The sequence below is a fragment of the Nisaea sediminum genome, assembly GCF_014904705.1.
Taxonomy (GTDB): Bacteria; Pseudomonadota; Alphaproteobacteria; order Thalassobaculales; family Thalassobaculaceae; genus Nisaea; species Nisaea sediminum.
The window spans coordinates 14,015-36,221 of sequence record NZ_JACZCQ010000004.1; the positions used below are offsets into that span (position 1 = coordinate 14,015).

General features: G+C 61.8%; 21 protein-coding genes. 7 read left to right on the forward strand and 14 right to left on the reverse strand.

Features of this window, described 5'->3' with window-relative positions; translation table 11 throughout:
• Positions 1 to 37: 37 nt before the first annotated feature.
• The 5 genes from pgmG to IG122_RS09145 form a co-directional block, all read right to left on the reverse strand.
• Positions 38 to 1,420 (reverse strand): phosphoglucomutase/phosphomannomutase PgmG, encoded by a 1,383-nt coding sequence (gene pgmG, locus IG122_RS09125; RefSeq protein ID WP_193182737.1) that lies wholly within the window; start codon positions 1,418 to 1,420, stop codon positions 38 to 40.
• A complete protein-coding gene (locus IG122_RS09130; protein ID WP_193182738.1) occupies positions 1,417 to 2,745 on the reverse strand; it encodes a UDP-glucose dehydrogenase family protein in 1,329 nt (442 codons plus the stop codon). Before IG122_RS09130 ends, pgmG begins: the two co-directional genes overlap by 4 nt.
• A gap of 15 nt (positions 2,746 to 2,760) precedes the next feature.
• On the reverse strand, positions 2,761 to 3,630 hold the full coding sequence (galU, locus tag IG122_RS09135; RefSeq protein ID WP_193182739.1) for a UTP--glucose-1-phosphate uridylyltransferase GalU: 870 nt from the start codon (positions 3,628 to 3,630) through the stop codon (positions 2,761 to 2,763).
• A gap of 105 nt (positions 3,631 to 3,735) precedes the next feature.
• Positions 3,736 to 4,458, reverse strand: a complete 723-nt coding sequence (locus IG122_RS09140; RefSeq protein WP_193182740.1) for a DnaJ domain-containing protein — start codon at positions 4,456 to 4,458, stop codon at positions 3,736 to 3,738.
• 13 nt (positions 4,459 to 4,471) lie between these two features.
• Positions 4,472 to 5,212, reverse strand: coding sequence for a vWA domain-containing protein (locus IG122_RS09145; protein ID WP_226893464.1), 741 nt, complete (start codon positions 5,210 to 5,212; stop codon positions 4,472 to 4,474).
• 115 nt (positions 5,213 to 5,327) lie between these two features.
• Here IG122_RS09145 and IG122_RS09150 point away from each other — a divergent pair, with 115 nt between their 5' ends.
• A complete protein-coding gene (locus tag IG122_RS09150) occupies positions 5,328 to 5,813 on the forward strand; it encodes a GNAT family N-acetyltransferase (protein WP_193182741.1) in 486 nt (161 codons plus the stop codon).
• Here IG122_RS09150 and IG122_RS09155 read toward each other — a convergent pair.
• A complete protein-coding gene (locus tag IG122_RS09155) occupies positions 5,810 to 6,748 on the reverse strand; it encodes a division plane positioning ATPase MipZ (RefSeq protein ID WP_319024850.1) in 939 nt (312 codons plus the stop codon). The genes IG122_RS09150 and IG122_RS09155 overlap by 4 nt on opposite strands.
• Before the next feature lie 455 nt (positions 6,749 to 7,203).
• Here IG122_RS09155 and IG122_RS09160 point away from each other — a divergent pair, with 455 nt between their 5' ends.
• The gene (locus IG122_RS09160) at positions 7,204 to 7,410 is read left to right on the forward strand and encodes a hypothetical protein (protein ID WP_193182742.1); all 207 of its coding nucleotides are present in this window, start codon (positions 7,204 to 7,206) and stop codon (positions 7,408 to 7,410) included.
• A gap of 152 nt (positions 7,411 to 7,562) precedes the next feature.
• Here IG122_RS09160 and IG122_RS09165 read toward each other — a convergent pair whose 3' ends face one another.
• The 4 genes from IG122_RS09165 to IG122_RS09180 all read right to left on the reverse strand — a co-directional run bounded on the left by IG122_RS09165 (position 7,563) and on the right by IG122_RS09180 (position 13,421).
• Entirely contained in the window at positions 7,563 to 8,867 is a 1,305-nt protein-coding gene (locus tag IG122_RS09165; RefSeq protein WP_193182744.1) for a hypothetical protein, read from the reverse strand.
• A 159-nt stretch (positions 8,868 to 9,026) separates the two neighbouring features.
• The gene (locus IG122_RS09170; RefSeq protein ID WP_193182746.1) at positions 9,027 to 10,244 is read right to left on the reverse strand and encodes a hypothetical protein; all 1,218 of its coding nucleotides are present in this window, start codon (positions 10,242 to 10,244) and stop codon (positions 9,027 to 9,029) included.
• Positions 10,241 to 11,053, reverse strand: a complete 813-nt coding sequence (locus IG122_RS09175; protein ID WP_193182749.1) for an outer membrane lipoprotein-sorting protein — start codon at positions 11,051 to 11,053, stop codon at positions 10,241 to 10,243. Before IG122_RS09175 ends, IG122_RS09170 begins: the two co-directional genes overlap by 4 nt.
• A gap of 4 nt (positions 11,054 to 11,057) precedes the next feature.
• Entirely contained in the window at positions 11,058 to 13,421 is a 2,364-nt protein-coding gene (locus IG122_RS09180; RefSeq protein ID WP_193182751.1) for an efflux RND transporter permease subunit, read from the reverse strand.
• Positions 13,422 to 13,576: 155 nt separating this feature from the next.
• Here IG122_RS09180 and IG122_RS09185 point away from each other — a divergent pair, with 155 nt between their 5' ends.
• The gene (locus IG122_RS09185) at positions 13,577 to 14,170 is read left to right on the forward strand and encodes a TetR/AcrR family transcriptional regulator (protein ID WP_193182753.1); all 594 of its coding nucleotides are present in this window, start codon (positions 13,577 to 13,579) and stop codon (positions 14,168 to 14,170) included.
• Positions 14,171 to 14,177: 7 nt separating this feature from the next.
• On the opposite strand, the gene IG122_RS09190 is transcribed toward IG122_RS09185, so the two are convergent.
• Complete coding sequence (locus tag IG122_RS09190) at positions 14,178 to 15,083, reverse strand: allantoinase PuuE (RefSeq protein WP_193182755.1); 906 nt, start codon at positions 15,081 to 15,083, stop codon at positions 14,178 to 14,180.
• Between the two features lie 134 nt (positions 15,084 to 15,217).
• Between IG122_RS09190 and IG122_RS09195 the strand changes: the two genes are divergently transcribed.
• Positions 15,218 to 16,204, forward strand: coding sequence for an NAD-dependent epimerase/dehydratase family protein (locus IG122_RS09195; RefSeq protein ID WP_193182757.1), 987 nt, complete (start codon positions 15,218 to 15,220; stop codon positions 16,202 to 16,204).
• Between the two features lie 9 nt (positions 16,205 to 16,213).
• On the opposite strand, the gene IG122_RS09200 is transcribed toward IG122_RS09195, so the two are convergent.
• From IG122_RS09200 to IG122_RS09210, 3 genes are all read right to left on the reverse strand, one after another.
• On the reverse strand, positions 16,214 to 17,113 hold the full coding sequence (locus tag IG122_RS09200) for an HNH endonuclease (protein ID WP_193182759.1): 900 nt from the start codon (positions 17,111 to 17,113) through the stop codon (positions 16,214 to 16,216).
• Positions 17,114 to 17,164: 51 nt separating this feature from the next.
• Positions 17,165 to 18,394 carry an aminotransferase class I/II-fold pyridoxal phosphate-dependent enzyme gene (locus IG122_RS09205; RefSeq protein WP_193182761.1) on the reverse strand — a complete coding sequence of 410 codons (1,230 nt, stop codon included), beginning with the start codon at positions 18,392 to 18,394 and terminating at the stop codon, positions 17,165 to 17,167.
• 76 nt (positions 18,395 to 18,470) lie between these two features.
• Positions 18,471 to 19,193: a transporter substrate-binding domain-containing protein gene (locus tag IG122_RS09210; protein ID WP_193182763.1), complete on the reverse strand. Its 723-nt coding sequence runs from the start codon at positions 19,191 to 19,193 to the stop codon at positions 18,471 to 18,473.
• Positions 19,194 to 19,554: 361 nt separating this feature from the next.
• Here IG122_RS09210 and IG122_RS09215 point away from each other — a divergent pair, with 361 nt between their 5' ends.
• The 3 genes from IG122_RS09215 to IG122_RS09225 all read left to right on the forward strand — a co-directional run bounded on the left by IG122_RS09215 (position 19,555) and on the right by IG122_RS09225 (position 22,204).
• Complete coding sequence (locus IG122_RS09215; protein ID WP_193182765.1) at positions 19,555 to 19,761, forward strand: hypothetical protein; 207 nt, start codon at positions 19,555 to 19,557, stop codon at positions 19,759 to 19,761.
• A 76-nt stretch (positions 19,762 to 19,837) separates the two neighbouring features.
• Entirely contained in the window at positions 19,838 to 20,398 is a 561-nt protein-coding gene (locus IG122_RS09220; RefSeq protein ID WP_193182767.1) for a cupredoxin domain-containing protein, read from the forward strand.
• Between the two features lie 33 nt (positions 20,399 to 20,431).
• Positions 20,432 to 22,204 carry a copper resistance system multicopper oxidase gene (locus IG122_RS09225; RefSeq protein ID WP_193182769.1) on the forward strand — a complete coding sequence of 591 codons (1,773 nt, stop codon included), beginning with the start codon at positions 20,432 to 20,434 and terminating at the stop codon, positions 22,202 to 22,204.
• Positions 22,205 to 22,207: the final 3 nt, after the last annotated feature.

The following is a 22,207-nucleotide window of genomic DNA, read 5'->3' on the forward strand; positions in this document are numbered from 1 at the left end:
ACCGGACGGCGCCGTTCATTCTCTCACATCAATCCGATCAGATATCCGGCGGCGTCTCACCGACGGCGGTCAGAGCGTCGCGAAGCTGCGTCTTAAGCCTCTCGAGCCCTTCTTCCGTCTGGGACTCGCAACGCGCGACCAGCACGTCCTGGGTGTTGGAGGCGCGGAGCAGCCACCAGCCGTCCGGCGTGTTGACCCGGACGCCGTCCGCGTCGGAGACCTCGATGCCGGACTTTCCCGAGAGCCAGTCCTTCACCTCTTTCACCACGTCGAACTTGCGGGTGTCGTCGCACTGGAAGCGCATTTCCGGCGTGTTGATCACCTGCGGCAGGGCGTCCCGGATCTCGGAGAGCGACTCTTTCCGGTGGCTCAGCCCCTCGATCAGGCGGATCGCTGCGTAGAGCGCGTCGTCATAGCCGTAATAGCGGTCCTTGAAGAAGATGTGACCGCTCATCTCGCCGGCCAGCGGTGCGCCGGTCTCGGCCATCTTGGTCTTGATCAGGGAATGGCCGGTGCGCCACATCAGCGGCTTGCCGCCGAACTCGGCGACCTTGTCGAACAGCACCTGGCTCGCCTTCACGTCGGCGATGATCGTGGCGCCAGGATTTTCCTTCAGCACATCCTCGGCCAGCACGGTCAGCAGCTGGTCGCCCCAGAGCACCCGGCCCTTGTCGTCGATCACGCCGATCCGGTCGCCGTCGCCGTCGAAGGCGATGCCGAGATCCGCATCGCGTGCCGCGACCTCGGCCACGAGATCCTCAAGGTTCTCCGGCACGGTCGGATCCGGATGGTGGTTCGGGAAGGTCCCGTCGACCTCCGGGAACAGCACTTTGTGGTTCGAGGGCAGCCGCATGCAGACCTGGTTCACCGACGGACCTGCGGCACCGTTGCCGCAATCCCAGACGATGCGGAGCTGGCGCCCCATCTTCACGTCGCGCAGCAGGCGGTCGACATAGCTGTCGAGGATATCGACCTCCTCGGCCGAGCCCGCGCCGCTCTCGAAATCGCCTGCCGCCGCGATCCGGCCGAGATCCTGGATGTCGGCGCCGAAGAACGGCCCCGTGCCCAGCATCATCTTGAAGCCGTTATAGTTCGGCGGGTTGTGCGAGCCGGTGATCATGATCCCGCCGTCGGTCTCCAGCGCGTAGACCGAATAATAGAGCATCGGCGTGGCGCAGCCGCCGAGGCGGAAGACGTGCAGACCGCAGGCCATCAGGCCCTCGACCACCGCCGCTTCCATCTCGGGCGAGCTGAGGCGCCCGTCGCGGCCGACAGAGACCCTGGTCCCGCCGTTACGGACCACGCGGGTGCCGAAGGCGCGGCCGAGCGCGCGGGCATCCGCGGCGCTCAGGGTCTCGCCGATCACACCGCGTACGTCGTATTCGCGCAGGATGGTCGGCGGGAACTGATGCGCGCTCATTTCGGTGCTCCGGCTTCGGTGGTGCCGCGCCCGACACAGACATAGTCAAAGCCGGCCTTCCGCATGTCGTCCGGATTGTAGACGTTCCGGAGATCGACCATGAGCGGCTGCTTCAGCAGTTTCTTCACCCGCTCCATGTCGAGCGCCCGGAACTCGTTCCACTCGGTGACGATCGAGACCGCGTCCGCGCCTTCCATCGTGGCGTAGGCGTTCTCGCACATCTCGACGCCCGGCAGCATCTCGCGCGCTTCCTTCATGCCTTCCGGATCGTAGGCCTTGACCGTCGCGCCTGCCGCCTGCAGCGCCGGAACGATGTCGAGGCTCGGGCTGTCCCGCATGTCGTCGGTGTTCGGCTTGAAGGTCAGGCCGAGCACGGCGATGGTCTTGCCGGAGACCGATCCGCCGCAGGCGGCGATGATCTTCTCCGCCATCTGCTTCTTGCGCTTGTCGTTGATGTCGACGACCGTCTCGACGATGCGCAGCGGCGCGTCGTAGTCCTGCGCGGTCTTGACGAGCGCCAGAGTGTCCTTCGGGAAGCAGGAGCCGCCGTAGCCCGGCCCCGGATGCAGGAACTTGCGCCCGATACGGCCGTCGAGGCCGATGCCGCGGGCCACGTCATGCACGTCCGCGCCGACCTTCTCGCAGAGATCGGCGACCTCGTTGATGAAGGTGATCTTGGTCGCGAGGAAGGTGTTCGCCGCGTATTTGATCAGCTCGCTGGTCTGCAGCGTGGTGAAAACGATCGGCGTCTCGATCAGGTAGAGCGGCCGGTAGATCGCCCGCATCACTTCCTGGGCGCGCTCGCTCTCGGTGCCGATCACGACCCGGTCGGGCCGCATGAAGTCGCTGATCGCCGCGCCCTCGCGCAGGAATTCCGGGTTGGAGCAGACGTCGAAATCGGCGTCGGGCCGGGTCTCGCGAATGATCCTCGCCACCTCACGTCCGGTGCCGACCGGGACCGTCGACTTGGTGACCACGACGGTATAGCCCTCCATCGCCTCGGCGATTTCCTTGGCGGCGCCGTAGACGTAGGAGAGATCGGCATGGCCGTCGCCGCGGCGGGTCGGGGTGCCGACAGCGATGAAGACCGCGTCCGCGTCCTTGACCGCCGATTTCAGGTCGGTCGTGAAGGTCAGCCGTCCAGCCCGGACATTGTTCGCGACCAAGTCATCGAGGCCCGGCTCGAAGATCGGGATCTCGCCCCGGTCGAGGCGGGAGATCTTGACCTCGTCCTTGTCGACGCAGACGACGTCAATGCCGAACTCCGAAAAGCAGGCTCCGGACACCAGGCCGACATAGCCGGTACCGATCATGGCAATACGCATGAATTCGCTCCGTTATCAGGCGTAATTCTTCAGAAAGGTCCGGACGGCGTCTGCCATGTCCGGACGGTCGAGAGCATAGGCGATGTTGGCTTCGAGGAAGCCGACCTTGTTGCCGCAGTCGAAGCGCGTGCCCTCGAACAGGTAACCGTTGAAGGGCTGCAGGCCGAGCTGACGGGCCATGGCATCGGTCAGCTGGATTTCCCCGCCCGCGCCCTTCTCGAAGCGCGCGAGATCCTCGAACACCTTGGGCTGCAGGATGTAGCGCCCGATGATCGCGTAATTGGAAGGCGCGTCTTCCGGCTTCGGCTTCTCGACGAGACCGCGGACCTCGATCAGGCGGCCATTGACCTCGCCCGGTGTGATCACGCCGTATGACTGGGTCTCATCGCGCGTGACCTCCATCGCCGCAACCATGTTGCCGCCGACCTTGTCGTAGGCGTCGACCATCTGCTTCAGGCAGCCGGCCCCGTTCAGGATCAGGTCGTCGGCGAGAAGCACCGCAACGGGCTCCATGCCGACGAAGTTGCGCGCGCACCAGACGGCATGGCCAAGCCCGAGCGGCTCCTGTTGACGGGTATAGGAGAACTGCCCCGGTTCCGGAATGGTCGCCTCGACGACCTTCAGCGCGTCCTTCTTCGCGCGGTCCCGCAGCATGGACTGCAGTTCGAACGCGTGATCGAAATGATCCTCTATCGCCGACTTGCCGCGTCCGGTGACGAAGATGAACTCCTCGATCCCCGCGGCACGGGCTTCCTCGACGGCATATTGGATCAGCGGCTTGTCGACGACCGGTAGCATTTCCTTCGGCATCGACTTTGTCGCCGGAAGGAATCGCGTGCCAAGCCCCCCAACCGGAAAGATCGCCTTCCGAACTGGCACTGGCATATCTGAACCTCAATTCGTTATCTGGATACGCCGCCCGACCGTGGCTTCCGGCAGAGCGCACCGTTATTGGCACATAACCGGAGAAAACCGCAAGGATCGCTTGGCTCAGGAGCCGAGCAACACGTCTTTCGCCTCGTTGATCTGGGCCGCGAGGTAGTCGGAGCCACCACGGTCCGGGTGATTGACCATCATCAGCCGACGATGCGCTTCGCGAATCGCCGCCTCGTCCGCCCCCTCCTCGAGCCCGAGAACCTCGAAGGCCCTCGCGCGCGTCATATTTCCAGAGGGGTCCCGATGATGGCCGCGCGGGCCTGCAGCGGATGCAGCCTCCTCACGCCAGTCCGGCCCATGGGCCGCGTCGAGATAGCTCTCCAGGACGGCGACCGACTGCGGGTCGTTCCGGCTGCAATCCTCAAGCAGTTCGAGGAGCTCGGAAAGGGAAAGCTCCGATAGCGGGGCGCCGCTGAAGCGCCCGCGCAGCACCTCGCCGTCGATGCCGCCGCTGTCGTGGTCGAGAGTCATTGCAAGCGTCTCGGTGCGCACAGAGCTACTCTGTCCCGACGAAGGTCCGCGCGCCGTCTTCACGGCATTGCGGAAGCGCCGGAACAGCGCCCCGGCCCGGAGCAGGAACGGCAACCCGACGACGCCGGCATACATCAGCCAGTCGAACCTACGGAAAAAGATCAGCGCGACGACGACAAGACCAAGCAGCGTCAACCCGACCCACTTGGCAGTCTGGCGGATCTTCGCGGGATCGGCATTGAGGAACCAGTAGCCGATCAGCCCGAGCCCGATGAGAAGGCTCGCGCCCAGTATCAGAAACTGCACGTCCGCCCTCCTCCTAGCGGCCGAGACGATGCGTCAGCTGCAAGGCAGCGCCGCCGCGTCTTTCGGAGAAATTCCGCAAAGCCTTCCGGCCGCCGGCCGCATAGACCGCGACGGCGCCGAGCAGGTCGCGGAGCTGCTGCGCACTTCCGGCATCGAACGGGCAGCAGGCCCCCTTGGTCAGGCGGGCGATCTGCTCGAAAGCGCGCCGCGCCAGCGGATCGCCACCCTCGTGAAAGACAAATACCGGCACCCCGAGCACACCCAGTTCGCCCGCCTGATGGCAGACCGTGTCGATATCCTCCTCGAAGGCATCGCCGACGAAAACCACGGCCTGCACCCGCTCCTGTTTCGTCTCGGCGATAACGTGCTTCATCAGACGCCCGATCTGGGTCTGTCCGCCGAGACAGAAGACCCCGGTCATCTCGCGCAGCAGCTTGCCGGTTTCCGTCAGCCAGGGACTGGCCTTGAATTCTCCGAAGCCGCGGTAGTAGGCAAGCTGCACCGAGAGCCCGCCGAGCGCAGCGGTCTCCGAGAACATCTCACCCTGAAGCTGGCAGGCGCGGTCCCAGCTCGGCTCGCGGCTCGCCGTCGCGTCCATCGCGAAGACCAGCCTGCCCGGACGTTCGGAGGGCGCGGCGGCCGGACGGGAGCGGACCTGACGGAGAAACGCATCGATATCGGACTGGCTCGACACCGGTCCCCCGGCGGTTTGCCGGGTCTCTACCGCTCCTGCACCTTTTTTCCGCGTGGTCATGTTCGCTGCTTCACTTTCCACAATGCTTTAGCATTATGTTGCATCGTGGCCGCCGGTTTCCAGCCCGGTGCCCCCCGATTTGCCAACGGCGATCGCCAAGCCGGAGGAGACCGAAATGGAATTCCACATCAGGGCACTCCGGCAACAGGATGCCGAACGGGTCGCTGAGATGGCGGCCAAACTGTCCGATCACGAGGGCATGCCGCCGCCGCCCTTCGGCTCCGAGGACGTCATCAAGTACGGTTTCGGCCCCTCGAAACGCTTCGATGGTCTCGTCGCCGACAACGGCCAGGACCTGCTTGGCTATACGCTCTTCATCGACAGCTTCAACATCGGCCTCGGCACGCCGGGAATCCACATGCTCGATCTCTATGTCGAGAACTGGGCCCGCGGCAGCGGCGCCGGACGGGCACTGATCGGCGCTGTCGCCGCCGAGACCCTCGCCCGCGAGGGGGCCTGGATGGTCTGGCAATGCCTGCCTACGAACAAGACGGCGATCGACTTCTATCACCATATCGGCAGTCGACAGTACCAGGCCGCCGACTTCGAGCTCAGCAACGAACGCCTGACCGGGCTCGCGGCGGAATCTACCTGGCGCTAGCTATCCTCGCCTTCCCCCATCAGGGACGGCGTTTCGATTGCCTCGTATTCGGCCGTGCGATCATGCGGCGTCGGTGTCCGGTTCGGGAGCTGCAGCGCGTTCAAAAGGCCGCGCACTTCCTGCCGGGCAGCGACATGGGAGAGCTGCGGTTTTCCGCTGTCGCCGATCTCGAACACGTCGAGCATGGTGAGGCCGCGCAGAAAGAGCTCGCGGAAAATCACACGCTCGCTGAAACCCGGCGCAACGCGGAAACCGACCCGCTTCGCGAGCGTGGCGACCACGCGCTCCATCTCCTGCTTGTTGCGCGCGGCGAGGCTTGAGAGCCGGTTGCGCATGACGATCCAGTCGAGCGGCGCGCCGCCCCTCACGGCACGCTGCTTGCGCGCCTCCCAGACCATCTCGGCATAGACGCTCGGCTTGATGATCTCACCGGTATTCCCGTCGACATTGGCGAGCATGTCGAGATCGATGAAGCTGTCGTTGATCGGCGTCACCAGCTTGTCGGCGTAGCCATGCGCCAGACGGCCGACATAAGTATCGGTTCCGGGACAGTCGATGACGACGAAATCGCATTCCGAGCGAAGCTTGGTGAGCACCGCTTCGAAACGCTTGCGGTCTTCGACCTCGGCCTCCGCGCGGTTCGGCTTGTCACTGCGAGAGAGAAAGACATGGATTGGCATCGGCAGGTCGATGCCGTCATTGCGCATCGAGGCCGCGCGGTTGGAGAGATACCGCGTCAGCGTCCATTGCCGCATGTCGAGATCGAGGGAACCGACTTTGAAGCCGAGCCGGAGCAGAGCCACGATCACATGCATGGAGCCGGTCGACTTGCCGGACCCGCCCTTCTCGTTACCGAAGACGATAACAGTGGCCGGATCGGCCTTGCCGAGGGGCAATTGCGCCTCGGGCTTTGTCCCTTGGGACTGGTCGCTCACTTCTACACCTCGCGAATGGACCTCACCGGTTCATATCTCCGGTACCCTAGCGCGTAAAGAGCGAAGCCGCACCGCCGGATGCGCCAGTGACGGGCGGCCTTTTCCCCGGCCCCGGCGGATGCTCGAGGTTTACCCGCATACCACAGTCCAAGGCATGCGCTTCCGAATGGACATACCCGGACCGGTTCAAGAACCAGCGTTTCGCACCAGCGCACGATCTGTCGCCACTTAATATGCAATCCATCAATTTTCCGACTTTCGCCCAAAAATCAGCAAAAAAATTGGGGTAACCGCTGGAAAAACCGCAAATCGACCATTTCCGCTCCTCAGCGGCGGCACTCAACAAAATCCAGACCAATATTTTTTGAATTTTCGAACATTTTATTGGGCGGCGGTCTTCACCTCCGTCACGGTTTTCCGTCAACTGGTGTCGCCATTAGGTGTGGGAGGTGGTGATGAATCCTGGAACGGAGAGCCGGGCGGCACGGTATACCGGCGACATTCATGCATTGCTCTACAATCGAGTCGGCAAGATCGCGAAAGCGCGGGGACACGACGATCCGTCTTCTCCGGAGGTTGGACTCTGGGTCTTCCTGCCCTCGGAACAGGATCTGGATCCAGTTCTGGTCAGGCGCCGCGATTGGGAAGAAGCACTGCATTGAGTCTGAAGCGACTAAATTTGACGCTGTCCCGATTTGTATCGCCTGTAGGTGAGCGGGACAGCGCCAATCCGTCCGAGCCGCATGCTTAATGCTTGCATGGTGCCAGCGCGCCGAGTAGGGCCATCTATTTCATCTCGCACATAAGAGGCCACTTAATAGGCCTTGACCGGCAGAATTTCCGAACAGTCTTTATATGGATAATTGCCGCGAATTCTAGCCCTCACACACGACGCATTAAATTCAGATATAAATAGCGCTGCAAGATCAACATCTTCTGTGTCCTCCAAAAAGACATTGAATACGTTCCAATAATCATTTCTTGTATTGATACTTGTAAAGAACATTCTATTGTTATTTTTTTTCCAAACTTGATATGGCGGTGAAGACGTTGAAATCTCCTCATCACGACCCCAATTATAGAGCTGAGAAAACTCAACATCCAATACCGGAGCCGGATTATCTTTTTCGTATATTTCAATTCTCTCAATATATATATTTGGCTTTCTCCCACTCGATTTATCACAACGCGTCTTCATCATAATATCAAATTGTCTCGTTAAATTTTCTTTATAGTCCCTAACTAAAAGTGCAAAAACTTCGACGCCATGAGACTCACCGCCAAGAAATTCTTTCAAAGTGATGACTTCTGATTTCTTTTTTGAAGCCGACGCACGAAATTCTAAACCAAGGACCGTATCGATAATTGACGCAAGCGAGAAGCCAAAAGACCCTTCTACTTTTACCGCACCTGACACTCCTTTCTCGATTTGATCATACGAGACCTTCTCGATGGGACTCCCACACTTGGTGGAAAGACTTTCCACTTTCGCCTTGCTGAGTCGCAAGTAGCGCGGATATTTTTTCCGAAGATCGGTTACGAGTCCCCCCTCTATCAAACTATCCAGCTTTTCTTTCGATAAGAAAACCTTATCAAAACGCTTATCGTAAAACTTCAGCTCCACCCAACCGGCATCAACACCTTCGAAAACCTGAGAGACGTCTCCGCGGCTAATCGGAACTTTACTATCTTCATCACAGGATCCATACCGATCAGAACTGTCTGAAGAAACTAAACATGCCGCAAAATTCCCCCTAAATACAAGATGCTGATCCCCATATAGATTTGAAACGGTCCTATCTTTAATTGAACCATTTTCATTCTTAAAATATATATTTTCTTTATCAATAAGATATCTCTGACCAAACTGACTAATTATTCTTATCTTTCCATCACGCTCTTGTTTTTCTGGATCAAGGAAAAAGATAGAGCCGTACGGCAGATAAATTGGGATACGAAACCCCCGATCATAAACATGGTCGCTCGGATACAATCCCGACTTAACAATGTATCGGCTACCGAAGTCTGCGGCCATCGCTGCCGTAACGAGCAGCATGTTCAAGAGAAAAAATGTTCCTAAGACTTCCAACGCCTGATGGCGCCACGAAATTCCGCCCATGGTCAATCTCCTGCGACGTATTTCGGAATTGCTTATACAAACCCAGATTTCTCGTTATAGATGATTTTCCATTAGAAAAATAGAGAGCGGGTTTTCGCATTATTGCTATCCAGTTTCGAGTCTTGATATTTTTCAAACCACCTAAGGTCGCATTGATGATCAGAAAAAGCGGATCAGGGTAAGCCCGACAAAACTGTCCCGTCGGAGGCCATAGGCGCTGTTCTGTGCTTGACCCATCGCAAAGAACCGCGCCACGGCCTCGACTTTCCAGCTGTCGCCGATCCGGCGCTCCGCCTCGAGCGACAGCAGGGCCGAGCCGTCCTCGTTATCGACGACCGCCCCGGCCAGCAGCGAGCTGTCGTCGACATCGTTCAGCGTCAGCCGCGTGCCAATGAAGGTGTCGTTGTTGCCGAGCACACCGGGAGCATCCCCGTTCTCGGTGCGGCCGTCATATTGGTATTCCGCGAGCAGGCCGAGATCCATGTCGGTTCCGGCGATCCCGAAGAGGGTGTATTCGAAGCCCGCGACGGCGGCACCGAAATAGTCGCCGTGCCCGCCGCGCCCGATCGCCTCCAGCTTCCAGAGCCAGGCGTCGGTCGTGTATTGCAGATCGAGGCCGGTCTGGTCGATCAGGTCGTAATGCTGCGTGAGATTGGTCGGATCGCCGGCATCCAGCTGAAGCAGCCTCGGCTCGCGGCTGGTGCCGTGGAAATGCGACAGACCGATATCGAAATCGCCGATGACCTGCGACCAGCGCACGGCGAGGTCCGGATGGAACTCCTCGGCAGATGAATCGTAGCTCGCGCTGCTGTCCACCCGGGCGCCGCCGCTGAGCCGGGCCCGGCGGTCAGCGAAGGTGCGCTCGCGGAAATACGGCATGACGAAGAAGCTCGCCGTCCCCCAGTCGCTCGGCACGGCGAGCTGGACCATCGGCTGGCCGAGCTTGTCCTCGAGATCGACATCCTCAACGGCGTCGCTCTGGTTGATGATGTCGACCAGATGACGGGATTCCGTCACCCCCCAGAAAACCTTGTCCGCGCCGACGACGAGATCGTAGCCGTCGCCGATATGCAGCCAGTTGGCTTCCCGGATATCGGCGTGAGCGCGCCGGTCGTCGTCACGATCGAAGCGGGCATAGGGCACCAGCGTGAGACGGTCGTCTCCACCGTTCCAGTCGGCGGTGAATTCCGGTTCGAGGTAAAGGGACGGGCTCAGCGCACGGTCGCGCTGGCTCCCGTAGGCCGGATCCTTCGGAAAGACACGGAGCTCGGTTCCGAGCTCCAGGGTGGCGTCGAACCGGGGCTCTTCGGCGCCGGCCGGCAGAGAAAGGGCGGCGAGGCAAAGCCCCGCCGCCAGGCGAGCGGACCTGGATCTCATTGCACGCGCTTCAGCCGGTTCTTGTCGAAATCGTCTTCCGAGAGACCGACCTTGAAGCTGTAATCCTCGAAGGTCAGCGTCGTGGACTTGCCGGTCTGGTGGTTGACCATGTCCATCCGGTGGGTGCGCCAGTACTGCCCCTGATACTGCCGGTAATCAAGCATGAGCAGGGTCTTCAGCAGAGCGTCCTTGCGGTCGTAGAACTCGACCTTGCGCGGCTGGTAGTCCTGCTTGTCCACCCAGCTGACCAGCTTGGTGTAGCCGGAATGCTCGTAGAGCGGCGTCCGCTCGACGACAAAGCACTCCCGGTCCGGCGCAGCCTCGCCGCAGGCCTCGTCCCTCAGCCATTTGTAGGCGTAGCGGTCAACTTCCTGGCTGACCAGATCCTCATAGGCGAACTCGGAACCGACGAACGGGCCGGACTTGTTCTTCGAGGAGATCCGCTTCACCCGCTTCAGGGCCGGCAGATAGAGCCATTGGTCGTCCGGATCGAGGATCCTGGTATGAGAGAGGAAGGCAGTGCCCTCGATGTCCCGGGGTTTGTTGAAAACGGTGATGCTCTTGTCCCCGAGCTTGCGCTCTGGCACCTCGAGGGAGCGCAGACGCAGATCGCGCACGCTGCTCTCCCCTTCGGCGTTGCGCAGGATCATCTGCATCACGACGTCGCTGTCGCCCCAGCCGAGATCCCGGCGGTCGGTCTCCTCGGCGATCGCCAGCCCTTTGTCCTCTGGGCTTTCCGCATAGGCGGATTGCAGCACCGGACTGACGGCGAGCACCGCCAGGGCGAGAAGTCTTTGCAGGTTTCCCATGTTCCTACTCCGCAGCTTGAGCGAGGGGAGCCTTTCCGGCTTCCCGGTCGTTGCGCCGGCCGTCCAGCAGGAGCAGCAGGGCCGGCAAAAGGAGGAAGTCGATGACGATGGCCATCACGAGAGTGACCGCCGTGAGCAGCCCCATCGACCCGTTGATCTTGAAGGTGGAGAGGGCGAGCACCGCGAAGCCGGCCACCAGAATGGCGGTCGTCACCCAGAGAGCGGTGCCCACCGTCGAGAAGGCGTAACGCACCGCGTCCTCGGCATCGGCCCCCTTCTCGACCCGGGCGCGCCGGTATTTCGAGAGGAAGTGAACCGTTGCATCGACGATGATGCCGAGGCTGGTCGCGGTGACCACCGAGGAGGCCATGCCGACTTCGCCGACCGTCAGCCCCCAGAAGCCGAACGCCATGGCAGCCGGCATCAGGTTCGGCGCCAGCGAGATGGCTCCGAGCTTCAGGCTTCTGAGCGCGACCGTGAGCGTGACCGAAATCAGCACGAAGGCGAGGAAGGTGCCGGTCAGCATGCCCTCGATATTGCGCTCTGAAATATAGGCGAACATGACGAACGGTCCCGACGCCCGGGTCTCCGCCGCGCTCGGGAAGTTCTCAGAGAGCCAGGCCGACGATTCCCGGTCGAGCGCCCGCAGATCGTTGGTGCTGATATTCTTCAGCGTCGCGATCACCCGGACCGCCGACTTGTCGACATTCACCTGGTTGTTCAGGTCGAGCCCGAACGGCAGGGACATCTCGAAGAGCAGCAGATATTGCGCGGCGAGGTCGCGTTCCTCCGGCAGGCGGTACATCGCCGGATCGTCGCCGTGCATGTTCCTGTTCAGCCGCTTGAAGATGTCCGTCAGCGTCATGACGTGGACGACCTCGCCGCGCGCCCTCAGGAACTCGGTGAAACCTTCGAGGCGCTTCAGATAGTCCGGGTCCGAGACCCCGCCGCTGCCGGCGGCCGGGACGGACCACTGGGCCTGGTAGATCCCGGAGAGATGCTCCATCGCCCAATCGGTATCGTTGCGGAACGGGATGCTCTCGTCGAAATACTTCACGAACTGGTCGTTCAGCTCGATCCGCGGAATGAACACGGCGAACAGTGCGACGAGCGCGAGCGTGCCGAACATGACCTGGCTGCGCCGGGCGATGACGAACTCCGCGAGCCGCTCCATCGCGGCCGACTGTTCCTCCGCCCGGACCTTCACCCGGACCGGCAGCACCGCCATCATCGCCGGGAGGAATCCGACGGAGAAGAACCAGGCCGCGACCACGCCCATGGCGGTGATGTTGCCGAGATCGCGGAACGGCGGGGCGTCGGAGAAATTCAGGCTGGCGAAGCCGATGACCGTGGTCAGGCTGGTCAGGAAGACCGGCTGGAAATTGATTCTCAGGCTCTCGACCAGTGCCTCGCGCTTGCCGAGCCCGCGCCGCATGCCGTGGAACATACTGATCAGGATGTGGACGGAGTCCGCGATCGCCAGCGTCAGGATGATCGTCGGCGCGGTCACCGAGGGCGGCGTCAGCTGAATGCCGACCCAGCCAGCGAGCCCCATCGCCGTCAGCGCGGAAAAGGCGATGACGAGCAGGGTCGCGAAAGTGCCGGAGACCGACCTCAGCAGAACCGCCATAACCAGCAGAAGGACGCCGTACATCAGCGGGACGAGCGTCTGCATGTCGTTCTGGGCCGAGACCGAGAAGGAATTGTTGAGAGCGACCGAACCCGTCACCGCCAGGGTGATGTCGGGATGGGCCGCCTTGAATTCCCCGACCAGCCCGTCCACATAGGCCATCGCCTCGGGGGTTTCAGTCAGCTTTTCCTGCGGCAGCGTCAGGGTGATGTTCACCATCGTCGTCCGGGCGTCCGGCGCGATGATGCGGTCGGTCAGCAGCGGCTCCGCCAGGGCGGCGGCGCGGATACGCGAGAGATCCTCCGCGTCGAGCGAACTGTCCCCGGGCACGAGATCGTCGACCACGAGATCGTCCCCGTCGGCCGTGCTGTTCTGGAAGTTGGTGAGGCTGTCGACCCGGGTCGCGTAGGGCGTTTTCCAGGCCTTCTCGGTCAGATCCCGGATCGCGGCGAGGACGGCGGGCTGGAAAACCTCGCCCTCGTCCGGCTGCAGCACCAGGGAGACATTGTCTTCCTTGAGATAGATCCGCTGCAGGGATTCGAAGGCCTGCAGCTGCGGGTTCTCCTTGCTGAAGAAGACCCGGTAATCGGTCGAAAAAGTGAGAAACTGGCCACCTGCGGCGGCGGCAAAGGCGACAAGTATCGAGGCGGCAATCACCGCCCAGCGCCAGCGGATGACCCAGTGGGCATAGCCCGTCACCCAACTGGACTTTCGCACTGTGGAACGTTCGTCCGACATCGGCCCCTCCTGCGGTCACGAGAACGTGCTATTGTTTTTGAAAGCGTAACAAAATAACTATACTGCACGGTGTAGTTTCCGTAAACTAGGCAGTGTACTGGATCACTTCAAGGCCCATGGCGCACGTTGAACAGATTTTTCCTGAGCGCGGACCGTTGACCGAAAAGGAACGGCAAATCGTCGAGGCGGCGTGCAAGCTGTTCACGGAACAGGGGTACGAGGTCACCTCGATGGACAAGGTGGCGGCCGAGGCCAACGTCTCGAAGCGCACCGTCTACAGTTACTTCGAGAGCAAGGAGCACCTGTTTTGCACCGTCATGGGCGGAATGTGCGCCGGTTTCGGAGAACCCTCGCCGGACGACTTGGATTTTTCGGGGGACCTCAAGTCAGTGCTGATCGAGGGCGCCAAGCTGGTCGTCGGAAAGGTGACCGATCCCGATAAGCAACGCCTGATGCGGACGGTCATCGGCGAGGTCGAGCACTTCCCGCTGATCGGGCAAACCTTCTGGAACGAAGGCCCGGGCAAGATGCGGGACGAGCTTGCGGACTATTTCCGCCAGATGCAGGAAAAGGGCCTGATGAAAAAATCCGATCCCGTCCTGTCAGCGGCCCAGTTCCAGGGACTGGTGGCTGGACCGTTCATGATCCAGACCATGTTCTCGGGCAGTTGCGACTGGTCCCAGGAACAGGCACTCGCGACCATAGAGGCCGCGGTCGACGACTTCCTGAGGGCCCACGCGCCCGACTGACGGACTGCTACCTGTAGGGATGCGTCTCGCGCCAGTGCCGCGCGATGTCGAGCCGTCCCGTCACCCAGACATCCTCGAAGCCCTTGATGTAATCGAGCAGACGCGCCAGGCCCGCGGCCCGGGCCGGATGCCCGATCAGGCGCGTGTGCAGGCCGATCGACATCATCTTCGGCTGCGCCGAGCCTTCCGCGTAGAGCATGTCGAAGCCGTCACGGATGAACTCGAAGAACTGCTGCCCGGTATTGAGCCACCCGCGGGAGAATTTCGAGTCGTTGTGGACGAGCGAATAGGGGACCACGAGATGCGGCGTACCCTTCACGTCGGTCCAGTAAGGCAGTTCGTCGTTATAGGCGTCGCTGTCATAGAGAAACCCGCCCTCTTCCACCAGCAGCTCGCGGGTCGCCTCGCCCGGACCGTGGCGGCAATACCAGCCGAGCGGCCGGTGACCGAGGGTCTGCTTGAGGGAAGCGACGGCCTTGCGAATATGCTCGCGCTCCTCCTCGCGGGAGAGCTTGAAATGCTCGATCCAGCGCCAGCCGTGGCAGCAGATGTCGTTGCCGCTCTCCCTCATTGCCGCCGCCATCTCTGGATTGCGCTCGACGGCAAGAGCGCAGGCGAAGAAGGTGACCGGCATTTCCCGTTCCTCGAAGAGTCGCAGCAGGCGCCAGAAACCGACCCGGCTGCCATACTCGAACATGGATTCCGCGGCGAGGTCGCGGCTCCCCGGATTGTTCGGCGAACCCGGCGATTCCGTGAGCCCCGTCTCCGAGAACCCGTCGCCGTCGGGGATCGAATATTCCGATCCCTCTTCGATATTCATCACGAAGTTGACCGCCAGCCGCGCGCCGCCCGGCCAGCGAGGGTTCGGTGGGTTGGCCCCGTAGCCGATGAGATCGCGCGGATAGTCGCTCATATGCCCTGCTCCCTATTGCCTCCTGACCAGATTAGCGCGGGCGCGCGGGCGCGGCGATGCCCCGGATGACACTTGGCAATTTCCCGCCACGCACTAGGCTCTGGGGACGACCATGTCAGACACGGGAGAGAAGAATGGCGGTCCTGATCCTCGGCGGCGCCGGATTTGTCGGCCTCAACATCGCGGAGACGCTGCTGAAGACCGGGGAGACCGCCGTGGTCTTCGACCGGCGCCCGATCCCCGCTGCCGCGAAGCGCGCCTTCGCGGCGCATCCCGGCGATTGCATCGAGGTCATCGGCGATGCCCTCGCGGACGGTGTGCTTCTCTCCGCGCTGAAGGAGCACAAGGTCGACCGCATGTTCTGCGCCGCCGCCATCACCGCCGGCCCGGAACGGGACGCCAACGCGCCGCGCTCCATCCTCGAGGTCAACCTGATGGCCTTCACCGCCGCGCTCGAGGCGGCGCGCGACGCCGGGCTCGCCCGTGTGATCAATGTCGGCTCCACCGCCGCCTACGGCACCACCGCCTTCGGCGACAGACCGCTCTCAGAGGACCTGCCCGCCTGGCCGCACAATCTCTACTCCACCACAAAATTCGCCTCGGAATGCATCACCCGGCGGCTGGCGGAACTCTGGGAAATGGATCTCTTCAGCGTCCGCCTCTCCGGCGTGTTCGGTCCGTGGGAAGTCGACAGCGGCCTCCGCGACACGCTCAGCCCGCAGATGCAGGCCTCGCTGATCGCGCTGAAGGGCGGCGAGGCGACGCTGCGCTACCGCGACATGCGCGACTGGACCTACAGCCGCGACATCGCCGACGCCCTGGTGCGCCTGATCAACACCACGGAGCGGCCCTACGACGTCTTCAACATCAGCTGCTCCACCGCCTGGAGCACCGCCGACTGGTGCGAACTCCTCGCCGGCGCCTATCCGGATTTCTCCTGGCGCCTCGCGGAAGAAGACGAGGAGCCGACGGTGAACCTCCACGGCGACGTCGATCGCCAGCTTCTCGTCAGCGACCGGCTGAAGGAGGCGTTGCGCTGGTCGCCGGAGCTGAAGCCGGAGCGGAGTTTCGGAGATTTTAAAAGGTGGGCGGATGAGTACGGGGATTATTGGCTGGGCTAGCAGTGCAATCTATTGCTTAAAGCAGTTTTCGCGATGCCATTTGAGAAATGTCGGATGTGGCCGATCTGATGGACGAATTGTTGGAAGCGCATGACGCGTGCTATTAATGAGGGCTCGCACTGCTCCTTGATCGTTCGCTTGCCGTGAGACGAGCACCTCCAAGTCGTCTCCAAGACTTATGAGGCCTCGGTCGAACATCCAGTGAACAGTTCCGGAAAGCGCGAGACCGTTATTCACTATATCCGGCCCGTCGTTCGCGACAGGCTGAATATGAGCAGCCTCAACCTCGGCTCTACCGCCTCCATTTATCAGTTTAATTCCACTAATCGCACAGCGCTCATCGTAAGCGCGCAAAACAACCTGTCTGAAGACGCGGTCGCGAACAGCACGCGTTGATAGGATAGATATACGGCTTCGCTCAAACTCATGAATAAATGGCGTTTGGGGCTCGTCAATTTCGAAGGCCCGAGTCTCGTCCGCTTCTCGCGGCAGAACAGCTACCTCTTCACCCAGTCCAATATCCAATATTCGATGGAAATCTTCGTCCGAAAGCGGGCGAACTGCCGCCTGAATTCGACCGGTCAATTTTCCGTCCGGATTGACCAAGCCATGCTCTACGTACTCACCCTCGATCGACAGTGGCACAGGCCTCGGGAACGGCAGATAGCTTCCGGGCTCGATCAGAGCCAGAAAGTGCCCCTGTTTGGTTGGGTCTGGAACGATCTCAGATACTTTCGCGACAGCATAGTACCCACGCGTATTGCGTACTTTCGTCGGTTCGTAATAGATGATCCAATCGCCTGCACAACCTGAAGCCCGTCGCAGATACTGATTCGGAAACTGATAGTGCTTAGCCGGACTATCGTCGTAGATCGAATCAGCTTTGTGAATGAAGACCCCAAATCCCATTGGGTTTTTTTATCCTGCAGCCCAAAGGCAGTCTAGGCTAATTCAATCTCTTCACCCCGCCTTCTTCAGGCACACCATCTTCGCCGTCGTGCAGAAAACCTCCATTGCGCGCTCCAGCTCGTCCGGGGTCGGCATGGTCGGGGCGAGGCGGATGTTGCGGTCGCGCGGGTCCTTGCCGTAGGGGAAACAGGCTCCGGAAGCGGTGAGTTTCACCCCGGCCTCGGCGCAGAGCCTGACGGTCTCGGCCGCACAGCCGTCCGTCAGGTCGACGCTGACGAAATATCCACCCTGGGGCTTTGTCCAGCTGGCGAGGTTGGTGCCCGCGAAAGCCTCCGAAAGCGCCTTTTCGACCACGGCGAATTTCGGCGCGATGATTTCGGCGTGCTTCTTCATATGCGCCTCGATACCGGCCTGGTCCTTGAAAAAGCGCACATGACGGAGCTGGTTGATCTTGTCCGGGCCGATGGTGGCGAAGAACATCCGCTCCAGCGCGTCCTTCACGTTGGCCTCCGAGGCCGACATCGCGGCGACGCCGGCACCGGCGAGGCTGATTTTCGAGGTCGAGACGAAAGTCAGGATACGGTCCGCGTTCCCTGCCGCCTCGGCCACCTTCTGGATGTTCTTCACCGAGGCAATCTCGCCGGTCAGGTGGTGCACCACATAGGCGTTGTCCCAGATGATGCGGAAATCCGGCGCGGCGCATTTCATCGCCGCCAGCCGATCCACCGTCAGGTCGGAATAGACCGCGCCGGTCGGGTTCGAATATTTCGGCACGCACCAGATGCCCTTGATCGAGGCATCCTCGGCGACCATCGCCTCGACCGCGTCCATGTCCGGACCGTCCTCCAGCATCTCGACCGGCAGCATCTCGATGCCGAGCCGCTCGCAGATCGCGAAATGGCGGTCGTAGCCCGGCACCGGGCAGAGGAATTTCGCCGCTTTCCAGGGGCCTTCGCCACCCGGCACGCCGAAAGTCACGGCGCCGGCCAGCGCGTCGTACATCATCGCGAGGCTGCCGTTGCCGCCGACGATGACCCGGTCTGGCGTCGTCTCCATCAGATCGGCGAAGAGCTTCCGCGCCTCCGGAATGCCTGCGAGAATGCCATAATTCCGGTAATCGGTCCCGTCCTCGCCCCGGCAATCGTCGCTATGGACGAGATCGAACATGCCCGCCGCAAGATCGAGCTGGGCGGCCGAGGGTTTGCCCCGGGTCATGTCGATATTCTGGTTCCGGGATTTCAGGTTCTGGTAGGCAGCCGTGAGGGTTTCGAGCTCGGACATGGGTCCCGATCCGTTGCAGGGAATAATGCGGTGCGGCGAAACCTACCAAAGCCCGGCACGCGAGGCCAGAGGAGCTTCAGGAGGCGACAGACAATCTTCCGCGCTGTCCGAACTCGTTGATCAGGCCGGCGACGAGACCGTTCGATTTCGCCTCGGAGACGAAACGCTTCATGGACTTCGCGAATGCCGGATTGCCCGGCTTCACGCCGACCGCCTGACGGACGGCCGTATAGGCACCGTCGAGAACCCGTGACCCGGGGAGCTCAGCGGCATTCTCCAGCAGCGCTGGGCGCAGTCCCGCAAGCACGTCGAGCTTCTGGTTCTGGAACAGCTCGAAGGCGGCTGCGAGGCCCGGTGCCCGCTTCAGTTCCGCGTGCTTGAGCGCGCGGGACAGGTAGAGGTCATAGGCGGACCGCTCAGACACCGCGATCCGGATGCCCGGTTTGTCGACCTCCGCGAGGCTCTGGATTTTGGAGCCCGCCGGAACGAGATAGGTCGCCTCGATCTCGGCATAGGCGCCGCAGAACTCGATGGTCTCGGCCCGCTTCGGGTCTTCGGCGATCAGACAGATATCCCACTCGTCCCGGTCCACCGCGTCCGCCGCCGCCCCCGGAGAGGGATAGGTGTTGTACACGATCGAGAAGCCCAGATGCCGTGCGATCGCTGCCGCCATGGAGGGCGAGACCCCCGTCGGGTTGCCGATCTCGTTTTTTCCGGTCACCAGCAGAATATTGCCGAGATTGATCGCCGCCCTCAGCTTTCCCGGTTCCGTCAGCCCGAAATCCTCGATCTCGATCATCCCGGTTTCTCTCCCCACACAAGACACGCCGAGAGCCGTCACCAACCGCCCTCTTTGCAATTGAAGTCACACTATACTGCTCATCAAATTCCGGGGGAAGTCTTTGTAGAATCTCGGAAATTTCGGATGAAAAGATAAAATTAAAGCTAAATCGTGCAGGCGCCGCGGCCCGATCCCGAGCCCGCGGCATTTGCCTCTTGACCTTCCAGTAAGTGGAAACTCCACATAGCTGCTCATGTGGCGCTCGGCATTACTCGCATTCGCGATCCTTCTGGTCACCGCGGCACCCTCGTTCGGACATGGATTGTCCGGAAGCGGGAGCGGGACGGCGAAGCATTCCGCGATTTCCGAAAACGGGGCTTTGGCGCTTCCTGGCACCTCCCAGCCCGACGGCACGCCGGCGGCCTGCACCCACATGATCACACCGCATTGCCTCGGTGCCATCGATCTGGCGGAGCACCAGCCCGCTCGTCCAGCGGAATATTCCGTCCGCTGGCAGTTTCACCTGCAGAATCTGCGCCTTCGCGGCATCCCGCCTGCCGCCGATACGCCGCCTCCACGAGGCTGACGCGACTTCAACCGAAATCCGCGCCCCGTTCGGGGGTCGCACAGCGAAGTTCCGTCATCTTGTGAAGGATAGAAACATGTCCCGTTCCAATCTCCTGGGCGCCATCTTTGGCACTGCCCTTTCCCTTGCTATTGCCTCGTCCGGCGCAGCCCTCGCGGCAGGCTCGCATTCCGGCGGTCACGGCATGATGCACGATATGAAGATCGGCCAGCCGGGTGACCCTTCGAAGGTGTCCCGCACCGTCGAGATCACCATGTACGACAATTACTACGAGCCGGAATCGGTCGACATCAAAGGAGGCGAGACCGTCCGTTTCGTCGTCAAGAATGCCGGCGAATTCGTGCACGAGTTCAACATCGCCACCGCCGCGATGCACGAGGCGCACCGGCCCGAAATGATGATGATGGTGGAACACGGCGTTCTGGAGCCGGACCGCATCAATCACGAGGCGGCAAAAGCGATGCAGGCTTCCATGGGCCATGGCATGCATGACGAACCGAACAGTGTCCTGCTCGAGCCTGGCAAGAGCAGCGAGATTGTCTGGACTTTCCCGGACCATGCAGACCTCGAGTTCGCCTGCAACGTGCCCGGCCACTACGAGACCGGCATGCACGGCACGGTCAAGCTGCACCGCTGAGCCCCCGGCACTTACTTCTCAAGGAGTACAGCAATGTCCTTCGGACTGTTGCGCCGGGCATCCCTGCTCGGCGCCGGCTTGGCGGCTGCGCTTTCCGGCGCCGCCATGGCCGGCGAATACAATCTCACCGTCGACCGGGTCACCGTCGACACCGGCAGTTTCACGCGTTCCGGGATCGGCTACAACGGCGCCACGCCCGGACCGGTCCTGCGCTTCAAGGAAGGCGAGGACGTCACCATCAACGTGACGAACAATCTCTCCGAGCCGACCTCGATCCACTGGCACGGCCTGATCCTGCCGTATAAGCAGGACGGCGTTCCCGGGATCAGCTATGACGGGATCGCCCCCGGCGAGACCTTCACCTACCGCTTCCCGATCGTGCAGAGCGGTACCTACTGGTTCCACAGCCACACCGGTTTCCAGGAACCGGACGGGGCCTACGGGGCGATCATCATCGAACCAGAGAAGCGGGAGCCGTTCCGCTATGACCGCGAATATGTGGTCCAGTTGACCGACGCGCATCCGCATTCGGGCAACCGGATCCTGCGCAACCTCAAGATGATGCCGGACTATTACAACCGGCAGCAGCGCACCCTGTTCGACTTCCTGAAGGACAGCCGCGAGCAGGGCTTCGATGCCACGCTCTCGGACCGGGCGGACTGGGGCGACATGCGGATGATGCCGACCGACATCGAGGATCTGCAGGGCTTCACCCCGCTGATCAACGGCAAGAGCACGAAGCAGAACTGGACCGGGCTGTTCACCCCGGGCGAGCGCATCCGGCTCCGTTTCATCAATTCCTCGGCAATGACCTATTTCGACATCCGCATCCCCGGCCTGAAGATGACGGTCGTGCAGGCGGACGGGAACAATGTCCTGCCGGTTCCGGTCGACGAGTTCCGCATCGCCGTTGCCGAAACCTACGACGTCATCGTGCAGCCGAAGGAGGACCGGGCCTACGCGATCTTCGCCGAGTCCATGGCCCGCACCGCGTCCGTCCGCGGCACGCTGGCGACCGCCGAGGGCATGGCGGCGGAGGTTCCGGAACTGCGCCAGCCGCCGCGCCTCACCATGGCCGATATGGGCATGGCGCATGAAGGCATGGATCACGGGGGCATGGCCATGGGTGGCATGAGCCACACCATGTCCGACGGCAGCACCATGTCCGGCATGAGTCACACGATGCCGGACGGCACGGTGATGCAGGGCATGAACCATGGCGGCGGCACGATGTCCGGATCGCACACGATGCCCGACGGTACCGTGATGCAGGGCATGATGGCCGCTGGCGATCCGTTCTACGCCCCGGGCAGCGGCCTGACCCCGACGGCGGCCAACGGCGGCAAGTTCCTCTCCTACAACGACCTCCGCGCCCAGAGGCCGCTCTACGAGCACCGAGAGGCCACGCGCGAGATCGAACTCCGGCTGACCGGCAACATGGAGCGCTATATCTGGTCGATCAACGGCATCAAATACGCCGATGCCGAACCGATCCGCCTGACATACGGCGAGCGGGTGCGCTTCAAGTTCGTCAACGAGACGATGATGACCCACCCGATGCACCTGCACGGCATGTGGTCGATCCTCGATACCGGCAAGGGCAAGTGGAACCCGGTCAAGCACGTGGTCAGCGTCGCGCCCGGCACGACCGTCTACATGGAGACGGAAGTCGATGCCCCGGGCGAATGGGCCTTCCACTGCCACCTCTCCTACCACGCGGACAGCGGCATGTTCCGCAAGGTCATTGTCGAGGGCGGCCCGAAAGGCAAGGCCGCAGCGCTCCCGTCGAAGAAGACGGAGGGCTGAGAC